The 12,375-nt window shown below is 73.9% G+C and carries 12 protein-coding genes and 2 pseudogenes; 9 read left to right on the top strand and 5 right to left on the bottom strand.

Translation table 11 applies throughout. From position 1 onward, the window contains the following. From FNX44_RS16375 to FNX44_RS16365, 3 genes and pseudogenes are all read left to right on the top strand, one after another. Positions 1–127 (top strand): annotated as a pseudogene (locus tag FNX44_RS16375) (electron transfer flavoprotein subunit alpha/FixB family protein); the annotation flags it as partial. A 191-nt stretch (positions 128–318) separates the two neighbouring features. Beyond that, positions 319–1,623 (top strand): DUF6986 family protein, encoded by a 1,305-nt coding sequence (locus FNX44_RS16370; protein ID WP_143649000.1) that lies wholly within the window; start codon positions 319–321, stop codon positions 1,621–1,623. Between the two features lie 283 nt (positions 1,624–1,906). Beyond that, positions 1,907–2,935 (top strand): NUDIX domain-containing protein, encoded by a 1,029-nt coding sequence (locus FNX44_RS16365; protein ID WP_143648999.1) that lies wholly within the window; start codon positions 1,907–1,909, stop codon positions 2,933–2,935. Between the two features lie 74 nt (positions 2,936–3,009). Here the strand turns inward: FNX44_RS16365 and FNX44_RS16360 are convergent, their stop codons facing one another. Continuing rightward, the gene (locus tag FNX44_RS16360) at positions 3,010–4,380 is read right to left on the bottom strand and encodes a dipeptidase (protein WP_143648998.1); all 1,371 of its coding nucleotides are present in this window, start codon (positions 4,378–4,380) and stop codon (positions 3,010–3,012) included. Positions 4,381–4,590: 210 nt separating this feature from the next. Here FNX44_RS16360 and FNX44_RS16355 point away from each other — a divergent pair, with 210 nt between their 5' ends. Next, entirely contained in the window at positions 4,591–5,823 is a 1,233-nt protein-coding gene (locus FNX44_RS16355) for a geranylgeranyl reductase family protein (protein WP_143648997.1), read from the top strand. 76 nt (positions 5,824–5,899) lie between these two features. On the opposite strand, the gene FNX44_RS16350 is transcribed toward FNX44_RS16355, so the two are convergent. Both FNX44_RS16350 and FNX44_RS16345 read right to left on the bottom strand, forming a co-directional pair. Then, positions 5,900–6,349, bottom strand: a complete 450-nt coding sequence (locus FNX44_RS16350) for a DUF4442 domain-containing protein (RefSeq protein ID WP_143648996.1) — start codon at positions 6,347–6,349, stop codon at positions 5,900–5,902. A 35-nt stretch (positions 6,350–6,384) separates the two neighbouring features. After that, on the bottom strand, positions 6,385–7,131 hold the full coding sequence (locus FNX44_RS16345) for a maleylpyruvate isomerase family mycothiol-dependent enzyme (protein WP_143648995.1): 747 nt from the start codon (positions 7,129–7,131) through the stop codon (positions 6,385–6,387). An 89-nt stretch (positions 7,132–7,220) separates the two neighbouring features. On the opposite strand from FNX44_RS16345, the gene FNX44_RS16340 reads away from it, so the two are divergent. From FNX44_RS16340 to FNX44_RS16330, 3 genes are all read left to right on the top strand, one after another. Next, positions 7,221–8,435 (top strand): ROK family protein, encoded by a 1,215-nt coding sequence (locus FNX44_RS16340; RefSeq protein WP_143648994.1) that lies wholly within the window; start codon positions 7,221–7,223, stop codon positions 8,433–8,435. Positions 8,436–8,533: 98 nt separating this feature from the next. Next, on the top strand, positions 8,534–8,968 hold the full coding sequence (locus FNX44_RS16335) for a nuclear transport factor 2 family protein (RefSeq protein ID WP_323369389.1): 435 nt from the start codon (positions 8,534–8,536) through the stop codon (positions 8,966–8,968). Between the two features lie 47 nt (positions 8,969–9,015). Then, positions 9,016–9,396, top strand: coding sequence for a PPOX class F420-dependent oxidoreductase (locus FNX44_RS16330; protein ID WP_143648993.1), 381 nt, complete (start codon positions 9,016–9,018; stop codon positions 9,394–9,396). A 29-nt stretch (positions 9,397–9,425) separates the two neighbouring features. Here the strand turns inward: FNX44_RS16330 and FNX44_RS16325 are convergent, their stop codons facing one another. Beyond that, a complete protein-coding gene (locus FNX44_RS16325) occupies positions 9,426–9,920 on the bottom strand; it encodes an ATP-binding protein (protein WP_143648992.1) in 495 nt (164 codons plus the stop codon). 134 nt (positions 9,921–10,054) lie between these two features. Next, the gene (locus FNX44_RS16320; RefSeq protein ID WP_143649001.1) at positions 10,055–10,384 is read right to left on the bottom strand and encodes a hypothetical protein; all 330 of its coding nucleotides are present in this window, start codon (positions 10,382–10,384) and stop codon (positions 10,055–10,057) included. Between the two features lie 117 nt (positions 10,385–10,501). Here FNX44_RS16320 and cds1 point away from each other — a divergent pair, with 117 nt between their 5' ends. Continuing rightward, a complete protein-coding gene (gene cds1 / locus FNX44_RS16315) occupies positions 10,502–11,638 on the top strand; it encodes an L-cysteine desulfhydrase Cds1 (protein WP_143648991.1) in 1,137 nt (378 codons plus the stop codon). Between the two features lie 123 nt (positions 11,639–11,761). Further along, positions 11,762–12,375 (top strand): annotated as a pseudogene (locus FNX44_RS16310) (hypothetical protein); the annotation flags it as partial.

Here is a 12,375-nt window from a genome sequence, read left to right as displayed (position 1 = left end):
GACGATCGTCGCGGTGAACAAGGACGCGGAGGCGCCGATCTTCGAGTTGGTCGACTACGGCGTGGTCGGCGACCTGTTCGAGGTCGTGCCCCAGCTCACCGAAGAGGTAAAGACCCGCAAGGGCTGACCCGACAGCCGCCGGACTCGGCGGACGTCCCGTCCCGGGGGCGGTGTGACCGGTTCCGACCGGCCGCACCGCCCCCGGCGCGTCGTGCGGGCGTGCCCCGGAGAGCGGGTCGGGTGTTGACGTCCGGTCGGCGGCGGGCTAGCTTCCCAGACACAACTTCAACGTTTTGTTGATTTCTCTGGGGAGAGCTGATGACGCAGGGCGAGACGGTCGCGACCACCTTCGGGAGCGCGGTGGGCCAGGAGATCGGCGCCGCGCTGGCCGCCGTCGACGCCGAGCTGGCCGCCCGCTACCCGGGCGACCCGGGCACCCGTCAGCCGGTCCACACCGTGTACGTGCCCGGCGACGTCTTCGCCGCCGACACCGTGCGGACCTGGGGCGACCAGGCGCTCGACCTGCTCGACCGGCACGCCCCCGACGCCGCCGCGCTCGCCGCAGTGCTGGACCTGCCCGCCGGCCTCGCCGACGCCGTGCACGACCGGGTCCGCGCCAAGCTCGAACGGGAGCCGGTGGAGGACCTGCGCATCGACTTCGAGGACGGCTACGGCACCCGCGAGGACGCCGAGGAGGACCACGACGCCGCCCGCGCCGCCGCTCTTGTCGCCGAGGCCTGCGCCAAGGCCGACCCGGCCGTGGCCGCGCCCTACGTCGGCATCCGCCTCAAGTGCATGGAGGCCGAGGTCAGAGACCGCGGCATCCGCACTCTCGACGTGTTCCTCAGCGGACTGATGGCCGCCGGAGGGCTGCCGGCAGGCCTTCGGCTGACCCTGCCCAAGGTCACCTACCCCGAGCAGGTCACGGCGATGGTCCGGCTGTGCGAGCACTTCGAGAAGGCCCACGGCCTGCCGACCGGCCGGCTCGGCTTCGAGATCCAGATCGAGACCAGCCAGTCGATCCTCGGCGCGGACGGCCGCGCCACGGTCGCCCGGATGATCGACGCCGCCGAGGGCAGGGCGACCGGCCTGCACTACGGCACCTTCGACTACAGCGCCTGCTGCGGCGTCAGCGCCGCCCACCAGTCGATGGAGCACCCGGCTGCCGACCACGCCAAGGCCGTCATGCAGGTCGCCGCCGCCGGCACCGGTGTCCGCCTCTCGGACGGCTCCACCAACGTCCTGCCGGTCGGGCCGACCGAGCAGGTCCACAGCGCCTGGCAGCTCCACCACAGGCTGGTCCGCCGCTCGCTGGCCCGCGCCTACTACCAGGGCTGGGACATGCACCCCGGCCACCTTCCGACCCGCTACGCGGCCGTCTACGCCTTCTATCGCGACGGCTTCGAGCAGGCCGCCGACCGGCTCTCCGCCTACGCCGCGCACGCCGGCGGCGACGTGATGGACGAGCCGGCGACCGCCAAGGCGCTCAGCGGCTACCTGCTGCGCGGGCTGGACTGCGGGGCCCTGGGCGAGGCCGAGGTCACCGGGCGGGCCGGGCTGGACCGCGCGGCGCTCGAGGCGTTCGCCGCGCCGCGCCGCGCCGCCCTCACCACCACCCGCTGAGGCGGTGTCCGCCCCCGACCACCCTGAGGTACCCGCACGGCGGACCTGTCCGCGGGGCCCGCCCACCGAGGCGCGTACCGGCCGGTGCGCGCCTCGGTCGCGTGACATCGGCCCTGGTCGGCACAGTGATCGGAGATCCAACCGAACCGGCGGGAGCATCGCGGTAGCACCGGCGCACGCACCCGATGCCTCCGCGCTCCCACGCGTGCCCCCCTGAGCCGCGGCCGTATCCGTGGCAGTGTGGTGCGGTCGCTGACGCGGGGGACGAGGGAATGGGGGAACGGTGATCGTCTGGCTGAACGGCGCCTACGGCGTGGGCAAGACCGCGGTGGCCGAGGAACTGGTGCAACTGCTTCCCGGCAGCACGCTCTACGACCCCGCACCGGTCGAGGCCGGACTGCGCGGACTGCTGCCCAAGGAGCGCCTCACGCAGGTGGACTCCGTCCACGAGCTGCCCTCCTGGCGGCGGCTGCTCGTGGACACCGCCGCCGCACTGCTCACCGAGGTGCCGGGACCGCTCGTCACACCGCTGCCGCTGCTGCGGCAGGAGCACCGGGACGAGGTGTTCGGTGCGCTGGCCGCGCGGCGCATTCCGGTACGGCACTTCCTGCTGGACGCAGCGGAAACGATACTCCGGCTGCGGATCGACGAACTCGCCGCCAGCGAGGGCGAGTCGGCCCGCGCCTGGTGTCTGCGGCAGCTGAGCGCCTACCGCGAGGCCCGGACCTGGCTCGGCGCCGACGCCCACACCGTCGCCACCGGTGACCGCACCCCGCGCCAGAGCGCCCAGGCCGTCGCCGACGCGCTGGCCGCCGGCGCCGGGCGGTGCGACATCGTGCAGACCCCGCCGCCCGTCGGGGAGACGGTGGCCGCCGGTGTCCTCCTCTTCGACGACCGGGGCCGGGTCCTGCTCGTCGACCCCACCTACAAGCCGGGCTGGGAGTTCCCCGGCGGCATCGTCGAGCGCGGCGAGGCACCGGCCCGTGCCGGAGTGCGGGAGGTCGCCGAGGAGCTGGGGCTTGTCCTGCACCGCCAACCGCGGCTGCTGGTCGTCGACTGGGAGCCCCCGGCGCCGCCCGCGTTCGGCGGTCTCCGGCTGCTCTTCGACGGCGGACGGCTGCCCGCCGGGGCGGTCGACGAACTGCTGCTCCCGCGCTCGGAGCTGAGGGGCTGGCGCCTGGTCACCGAGGAGGAGGCCGCGCGGATGCTGCCGCCGGCCCGGCTGCGTCGACTCCACTGGGCGCTGCGGGCCCGCGCCCGCCACCGGACGTTCTACCTCGAGTCGGGTGTACCGGTCGGCGAGGGCGGGTGACCGGACCCGTTCGGCGAGAGCGGGGAGCGGCGGTCCGGTGCCGTCCTGCCCGGGCACCTGACCGCCGCTCCCGCTCAGTCGCCGTTCGCCGTACCGGCCGCGTACCTGGCGAGGAACAGCGCCTCCGCGACCGACATGCGCTCCAACTCGCGCGGGCACACGCTCTCGTTGGCCGCGTGGATCTGCGCCTCCGGTTCGCTCAGGCCGGTGAGGAGGATCTCGGCGTGCGGATAGAGCGTCGCCAGCGTGCCGCACAGCGGGATCGAGCCGCCCTGGCCGGCCACCGCCATCTCGACGCCGTCGTAGGCCTCCCGCATCGCGTCGGCCATCGCCGTGTAGGCGGGGCTGGCGGTGTCCGCGCTGAACGGCTGGCCCTGGCCCAGCTGTTCCACCGCGACCCGCGCGCCCCACGGTGTGTGCCGGTGCAGGTGCGCCGTGAGCAGTTCCGTCGCCTTGGCCGCATCGCTGCCCGGCGGCACCCGCAGGCTCACCAGCGCCGCCGCCCGCGCCTGCACCGAGGGCGTGGCGCCGACCACCGGCGGGCAGTCGATGCCCAGCACGGTGACGGCCGGCCGGGCCCAGATGCGGTCGGCCACCGTCCCCGAGCCGATCAGCTCCACGCCGTCCAACACCTTGGCGTCCTCGCGGAACCGCTCCGGCGGGTACTGGATGCCGTCCCACTCCGCGTCCGATTCCAGGCCGTCCACCGTCGTCGAACCGTCCGGGCCGCGCAGCGAGTCCAGGACCCGGACCAGGGCGGCCAGCGCGTCCGGGGCGGCGCCGCCGAACTGGCCGGAGTGGAGGTTGCCCTGGAGGGTGTCGATCTGGACGCGCAGCAGCGTCATGCCGCGCAGGATGCCCGTCACGGTGGGCTGCCCGGCCCGGAAGTTCCCCGAGTCGCCGATCACGATCGCGTCGGCGGTCAGCAGCTCCGGGTGCGCCTCGGCGTACCGTTCGAGGCCGCCGGTGCCCTGCTCCTCGGAGCCCTCGACGATGACCTTGACCGTCACCGGCACCCCACCGGCGGCCTTCAGCGCGCGCAGCGCCAGCAGGTGCATGACGAAGCCGCCCTTGCAGTCGGCGGTGCCGCGGCCGTACCAGCGCCCGTCGCGCTCGGTGAGCTCGAACGGCGGCGACAGCCACGCCGCCTCGTCCAGCGGCGGCTGCACGTCGTAGTGGGCGTAGAGCAGGACGGTGGGCGCGCCGACCGGCCCGGGCAGCAGCCCGTACACCGACTGTGTCCCGTCCGGGGTGTCGAGCAGGGCCACGTCGGTGAACCCCTCGGCCTCCAACGTGTCGGCTATCCAGCGCGCGGCGGCCTCGCACTCGCTCTTCGGGAACTGCGCGGGATCGGCCACCGACCGGAACCGGACGAGTTCGGCCAGCTCGTGACGGGCCTGGGGCATCAGCGAGGCGACGGTGGCCGCCACTGCTTCGTGCGCCATGAGGGAACGCTCCTAGCGGTTGCTGCGTTGGGCCGGGCGTACGGGATCACCGGCCGCACCGGCGGGGGCTCCGGACGTCGCCGATCCTGCCACAGGGCCCGCGCCGTCCGACCGGCCCCCGGAAGCGGCCGGAACGGTCCCCGGGATGCGGTAGTCAGCCGTCCGGACGAGGCACCGGACGGTCGGGTCAGGCGGGAGCAGAGACACATCGTGAGCAGTGACAACACCCAGGCCGGCGCGGACGCGGAGGCGAACGGCGGCGAGGCCGCGGTGGTGTGGGACGTGATCGTCGTCGGTGCCGGACCGGCCGGCAGCTCGGCCGCGTACGCGGCGGCGCGGGCCGGCAGCCGGGTGCTGCTGCTGGAGAAGGCCGAACTGCCCCGGTACAAGACCTGCGGCGGCGGCATCATCGGCCTCTCCCGGGACGCGCTGCCGGACGGGGTCGAACTACCCCTGCGGGACCGGGTCAACGCCGTCACGTTCTCGCTCAACGGCCGCTTGGCCCGCACCCGGCGCTCCCGGAACACGCTCTTCGGCCTGGTGAACCGCGCCGACCTGGACCACCGGCTCGCCGAGGCCGCCCGCCGGGCGGGCGCCGAGCTGCGCACCGGCGTCACCGTCTCCCGCGTCGAGCAGCACGGCAGCGCGGTACCCGACCGGCGGACTGTCGCGGTGGTACTCGCGGACGGCCGTACGCTGCTCGCGCGCGCGGTGGTCGGCGCGGACGGCAGCGCCAGCCGCATCGGCGCGCACGTCGGCGTGCGGATGGACCAGGTCGACCTCGGGCTGGAGGCGGAGATCCCGGTTCCGGCCACCGTGGCCGAGGACTGGGCCGGCCGGGTGCTCATCGACTGGGGGCCGCTGCCCGGCTCCTACGGCTGGGTCTTCCCCAAGGGCGACACACTCACCGTCGGCGTCATCGCCCCGCGCGGCGAGGGCGAGCGCACCAAGCGCTACCTGGACGACTTCGTCGACCGGCTCGGACTCGCCGGCTTCGAGGCGAGCGTCAGCTCCGGCCACCTCACCCGCTGCCGGGCCGACGACTCACCGCTCTCCCGGGGCCGGGTACTGGTCTGCGGCGACGCGGCGGGGCTGCTGGAGCCCTGGAGCCGGGAGGGCATCTCCTTCGCGCTGCGCTCGGGACGGCTGGCGGGGGAGTGGGCCGCCCGGCTGGCCGAGACCGGCGACGCGGTGGACGCGCGTCGGCAGGCGCTGAACTACACGTTCGCGATCAGGTCGGGGCTCGGCGTGGAGATGGGCGTCGGGCGCCGGATGCTGGCGGCCTTCGCCCGCCGCCCCGGGGTGCTGCACGCCGCGCTGACCGGCTTTCCGCCCGCGTGGCGGGCGTTCGCCCGGGTGACACGCGGGCAGACCACGCCGGCGGAGATCGTCCGCACCCACCCGCTGGCCCGCCGTCTGGTCTCCTCACTGGACCGCGCCTGACGGGCGCGGGTATCCGCGGCGGCGCACCCCGGACGAGCGCGGTGGCGGCTCTCGTCCGGGCGCAGGGCCGCGGCGGCTACTTGCGGCGGACGTAGAGCTGCTTGCGGACGCGTGCGACCACGGTGCCGTCGCTCGCGGTCACGGTGTTCTCGAACCAGGGCAGTGCCTTGCCGCCGTCGGCCGTGGCGGCGCGGATCTCCTCCAGCCGGTCCTCGGTGAGCTTGAAGTCGGCGAACACCTCGCCGCGCCCGGGCGAGACGAAGTCGATCTCGGCGGCCCTGTCCCAGACCACGTACCCCTTGCCGAGGCGGGAGACGGTCAGCAGGGCCCAGAAGGGGTCGCTCATGGAGAACAGCGAGCCGCCGAAGTGGGTGCCGAAGTAGTTGCGGTTGAGGCGGCCGAGGCGCAGTCGCACCCGGGCGCTGCTCCAGTCGTCGGCGATGTGCAGCACTCGGATACCGGCGAAGCGGTAGGGCGGCCACCAGTTCATCGCACGGCGCAGGGTCTTCGGGCTCCAGCTGGGCATAGGCCGAAGCTACCACACAAGTTACCGGCTGGTAATCACTGGATCGCCGACTGCTCCCGCCACAGCCGCAGTACGTCGGCGTCGCCGGTCACCGTCAGACCGCCGCTGTGCGGCAGGCGGTTCCACAGCGCCAGGTACAGCAGCTCCGCCGGGCCGCTCAGCTCGCAGTCGGCGGCGCCCTCCTCACCCCGGCTGACCGACGGCTCCCGCCCGGTCAGCCGCATCGTCCACACCTCCGAGGCGGCGCCGTCGATGGTGCGCACCCGCAGTGTCAGCGGCCGCGGACTGCGTACCCGGCTGCGCGAGCGGGAGTGGAAACCGGCCAGCAACTCGTCGATGCCGTCGGCGGCCAGGTCGCGGTCCACGGGTGAGAGTGCCTGGCCTTCGGCGAGTTCGGCGTCGATCCGGTGGATCGTCGTCTCGTGAGCCTGCCGGCGCGCCCAGAAGGCGCGCCCGTCGCCCGCGCCCGGCAGGAACGTCCAGCAGCGCAGTCCGTCGGACGCGTCGTCCAGTGCGCCCACCAGGGAGTGGAGACCGTCCCGGAACCAGCCGCCCAGCCGGTCGTCCGGCACCGCGTCCTCCGGCAGCCCCGCGGGCTCGGTCAGCCGCTCGGCGACATGTCGCGTCGCCCAGCGGTGCACCCGCCCCACGTGCAGCAGCAGGTCCCTGACCTGCCAGCCCGGGCAGGTGGGCACCTCGGAGTCCAGGCCGGCCTCCTCGGCGGCCGAGACCAGGGACCGGCCTTCCCGGCCGAGGACGGTGATGAAGTCGGACGTCTCCATGGGCGGATTCTGCCAGCCCGTGGGGCGCCCGTGACGGCTGTGGTCCAACCCTGTTTTGTTTCACGGGGGCACAAAGCAAGAATGGTGCGGTGACCCAGACTCGTACCAGGCCCGACCGGGGCCGCAGTGCGCTCGGGCCGGCGCTGGAACTCGTGCACACCGGGCGCGCGCCGACCCGCGCGGTCCTCACCGCCGAACTGGGGGTGACGCGCGCGACCGCGGGCGCGGTCGCCGCCGAGTTGCAGGGCCTCGGACTGATCACCGTCGACTCCAGCCCGAGCACCGCCGGCGCGCAGGGGCGCCCCAGCCACCGGCTGGCCGTCGACCCGACCGGCCCCGTCGTCCTCGCCGCCCAGGTGCACACCGACGGCTTCCGCGCGGCGCTGGTCGGCCTCGGCGGACGCGTCGTCGCCACCGCGCCCGGCTGCGGGCCGGTGGAGGCCGATCCGGCCCAGGTGCTCGGCGAGGTGGTGGCGGCCGGGCGGCGGCTGCTCGAGGAGAGCGGACGCCGCTGCGTGGGCGCCGGACTCGCCGTGCCGTCCGCGGTCGCCGAGCCGGAGGGCACGGCCCTCAACCCGCTGCACCTGCCGTGGGCCCCCGGCGCGCCGGTGCGCGAGGTTTTCCGGCGCTGCCTCGCCGACGCCGGGATCAGCGCCGGAGCGGACGACGGAGTCGCGGCCAACGACGTCAACCTCGGCGCGCTCGCCGAACACCGGCACGGCGCCGGACGCGGCGCCCGTCAACTCCTGTGCGTGGCCACCGGACACCGCGGCGTCGGCGGCGCCCTGGTGGTCGACGGCCGTCTGCACAGCGGCAGTTCGGGTCTGGCGCTGGAGGTCGGCCACCTCACCGTCGACCCCGAGGGGCGGCCGTGCCACTGCGGCAGCCGGGGCTGCCTCGACGTGGAGACAGACCCGCTCGCGCTGCTGGAGGCGGCCGGCCGGCGGCCGGGCCCCGAGGTCTCGCTGCTGCGCCAGGCGCTCTCCCTGCTCAGGACCGAGTACCACGCGGACCCCGCCGTGCGCGCGGCCGCGCACCGGCTCGTCGACCGGCTGGCGCTCGGACTCGCCGGGCTGGTGAACATCCTCGACCCGGACCGCATCATCCTCGGCGGCCTGCACCGCGAACTGCTGCGGTACGACGGCGACCGGCTGCGCGAGGTGCTGGACGCACGCAGCCTGTGGGGCCGGGGCAAGACGTTCGCGGTACTGCCGTGCAGCCTGGACCACAACAGCCTGGTCGGCGCGGCCGAACTGGCGTGGCAGCCGGTGCTGGACGACCCCCTCCGGGTCCAGGAGGCCTGAGCGGCGCGAGCAGCCGGGGCGTTGTCAGTGCCCCGTGCGAGGGTTGGCGGAGTGGCCGAAGACGAGCTCGGCCACTTCGTGGGGGAGGTCGGGGCGCCGTGACAGCGAAGTCCCACCGGCCGTCGGCCGGTTCGTCCGCATCGGCCGTGGCAGTGGTCGACCAGTGGTGGCGGGCGCTGGACGCCAGGGACTGGCCGGCCGCCGAGGCGGTCCTGGACCCGGGGGTCGTCGTGGAGTGGCCGGTCAGCCGGGAGCGCATGCGCGGTCGGGAGAACTTCCTCGCCGTGCAGCGGGAGTATCCCGAGGGCTGGTCCATACGCGTGTTGCGCCTGGTGGGCGGCGGCCCGGCGGGCGAGGGCGGCGGGGCGGTCGCCAGTGAGGTTGAGGTGCCGATGGAGGGTGTCGGGGTCTTCCGGGTGGCGTCGTTCTGGACGGTCCGCGCCGGGCTGGTCGTCGCGGGCACGGAGTACTGGACGGGCCCGGAGGCCGATCCCTCGCCGAGCTGGCGGGCGCGCTGGGTCGAGCGCTACTGACGGTGCCGGGCGCCGCTGCCGCCGCGCGCCGCGCGTAGCCTGAGCGGATGATTCCAGCGGAGATCTCCGACGCCCGGTACGTCAGTCTGACCACCTACCGCAGGGACGGCACCCCGGTCGCCACGCCCGTGTGGGCGGTGGAGGACGACGGCGAACTGCTCGTGTGGACCCGGGACGACGCCTGGAAGGTCAAACGGCTGCGCCGGGACAAGCGGGTGCGGGTCCAGGTGTGCGACGTGCGCGGCAGGATCGCCGAGGGAGCGCCCTCGGCGGAGGGGACCGGCCGGGTCATGGAGGCCGCGGAGCTGAGGCGGGTGCGCCGGGCAATGGCCCGCAAGTACGGCTGGCAGTTCCGGCTGACCGACCTCGGCGGCGCGCTGGTGCGGTTCGGCCGCAGGCCGCACGTGGGCCTCGCCGTCACTCTCTGAGTCTGAGACGCGCGGGGGAGCGGCCGGGCTCAGGCCGGCAGTTGCTCGGAGTCCGGGCCGACCGCGCCGGCGGTGGCCGCGGTCGGCGGCGCCTCGGCCTGAGGGCCCGCTCCGGCGGTCGGTGGCGCGGGCAGGGTGAACCAGACGACCTTCCCCGAGCCGCCGCGCTGCACCCGAGCTCCCCAGCTGGAGCTGAGCGCGGCCACCAGTGCCAGTCCGCGCCCGCTGGTGCCCAGCGAGGTCTTCGGGCGCAGTCGGGGCAGTCGCGGATCGTGGTCCCGTACCGAGACGGTCAACCGGTCCCACAGCAGCACGAGTTCGACCGTGCAGTGCTTGTCGGGCCCGGTATGCCGGTGCACGTTCGCCAGGAGCTCGGTGACGCCCAGCGCGGCGGCGTCGATCAGCGGATCGAGCCCCCAGTAGCGCAGCTGGGTGGAGACGATGTGACGGACCTGGCCGATACGCGACGGCAGCGCCTGGAACTCCACGGCGCAGTGCCGGCTCGACGCGGGGTGAGTGATCACGACGGCGACTCCCTGAGGCCGGGGCAGCGACATGCGTGGGCGGGGCGGCCGTCCGGTACCGAGGAAGGAGCGCCGGACACGGGCCCCGGCCTCTCAGGGTGATCCAGCTCACACAAATGTGCAAATCGCCCGAATCAGGGCATTGCGGTGCGGCGGTTCCCCGACGCCATCTTCGCCGCCCGCTCCCGGGCGTCCCGCAGCGAGGAGGCGAGGCGTTCCCGGACCGGCGCGGTCAGCCCCAGCGCGTAGCGCGTCCGGCCGACGGTCGCCAGCGTCACGTCATGGCCCGGCAGCCACGAGGCGCTGACGCTGACCTCGTCCACCGGGGCGCTGTCGATCTCCCGGCCGTAGCTGGTGAGCAACACGAGCCGACCGCCCTGCACCCGCACCTGACCGGCCCTGGTCAACGACCTCAGCAGCCGCCCGATCGGCACCCCTGTCTGTTCGAACTCCGGCTCAGCCATCATCGACCGCCCCTCCTCGCAGTCACCGCTTCACGCGGCGCTCACTGAGAGAATTCTGCACCTCCGCCGCGACCGCCAACCAGGGCCCGAAGGTCCCGCGCCGCATATCATCAGCCGGTGAGCACCACAGAACAGGCCGCCGGCGGTGCCTTCCAGGACCCCGTCCCCACCGTCGACGTCGACCGCACCGATCCGCACTACCGCGACTGGCTGAAAGAGGCCGTGCGAAAGGTGCAGGCCGACGCCAACCGCAGTGCGGACACCCATCTGCTCCTCTTCCCGCTCCCCGAGTCCTGGAACATCGACCTCTACCTCAAGGACGAGTCCACCCACCCCACCGGCAGCCTCAAGCACCGGCTGGCCCGGTCCCTGTTCCTCTACGGGCTGTGCAACGGCTGGATCCGGCCGGGACGGCCGGTGATCGAGGCGTCCAGCGGTTCGACGGCCGTGTCGGAGGCGTACTTCGCGAAGCTGATCGGGGTGCCCTTCATCGCGGTCATGCCCCGTACGACCAGCCCGGAGAAGACCCGCCTCATCGAGTTCCACGGCGGCCGGTGCCATCTGGTGGACGACCCGCAGACGGTCTACGAGGTCTCCGCCCGCCTGGCGAGGGAGACCGGCGGCCACTACATGGACCAGTTCACGTACGCGGAACGGGCCACCGACTGGCGCGGCAACAACAACATCGCCGAGTCCATCTACCAGCAGTTGCGGCTGGAACGCTACCCCGAGCCCGCCTGGATCGTCGCCGCCGCCGGCACCGGCGGCACCTCGGCGACCATCGCCCGCTACGTGCACTACATGCAGTACGACACCAGGATCTGCGTCCCCGACCCGGAGAACAGCTGCTTCTTCGACGGCTGGGTGAAGAACGATGCCGGCGCCGTCAGCGACTGCGGCTCGCGGATCGAGGGCATCGGCCGGCCCCGGATGGAGCCCAGCTTCGTGCCCGGCGCGATCGACCGCATGATGAAGGTCCCGGACGCCGCGAGCATCGCCGCCGTCCGTGCGCTGGAGTCCGCCATCGGACGACGTGCCGGCGGCTCCACCGGTACCGGGCTGTGGAGCGCGCTGAAGATCGTCGCCGAGATGGTGGCGGCCGGCCGCACCGGTTCCGTCGTGACGCTGATCTGCGACCCGGGGGAGCGCTACCTGGACAAGTACTACTCGGACGAGTGGCTGGCCGAGCAGGGACTTGACGTCACCCCCTACCGTGCGGCGATCGACAACTTCCTCGCCACCGGCCACTGGTGACCCCGCGACGGTCTGACCACCGGTCAACTCCCCGTCCGGCCAGGCGCGTCGGGGTCTGTGACGGGACCGTCGCGGCTGTCATGATGGGCGGGAGTGCTGCAGCGCGCACACCCCGGGGAGACGATGGCCAAGCCGCGCACCGCGCCCGCCCCCGCACTGGAACTCCTGGTGCACGGCGTCGGCGGCGTCACACCGCAACAGATGCTCGACGATCCGCGCACCACCCTGGTCACCGGTGACGCGACCGCCGGCATCCACCGCCGCACCGACGACGTCGACGCGGAGGAACGACCGGGCGAGTACGGCGACAGACCGGTGCCGGAGGCCTACTGCTGGTCCGGTCTGACCTCCGGGAACGGCGCCCGCGCCCTGTGGCTGATCCTGCTCCCCTTCATGATCGCCAACCTCGCCTACTGGATGCGTCCCGCCGCCCCCCGCCGGCACCGCGCTCAGGTCGTCTACTCGGTGCTCGCCCGGCTGCTGGCGCTCTCCCTGACCGTCCTGCTCACCGCGGCCGCCTGCGAACTCGCCCTCGACCTGGTCGCCTGGCAGTGCGCCGGCTCGCCCGGCTGCGCCGACAACACCTCCTGGCTGTCCTTCCTGGCCGCCGACAGCGGCGGCTGGTGGAGCACCCCCGGCCGCCGACTGGTCGTCGCCGCCCTGCTGCCGGTCGCCGTCACCGGCCTGCTGTGGTGGCTCTCCCACCGGACGTGGAGCGCCTACGAGTCGGCCTCCCC

This window comes from Streptomyces alkaliterrae, assembly GCF_007097205.2.
GTDB lineage: Bacteria > Actinomycetota > Actinomycetes > Streptomycetales > Streptomycetaceae > Streptomyces > Streptomyces alkaliterrae.
This window is presented reverse-complemented; position numbering and strand designations above follow the sequence as displayed.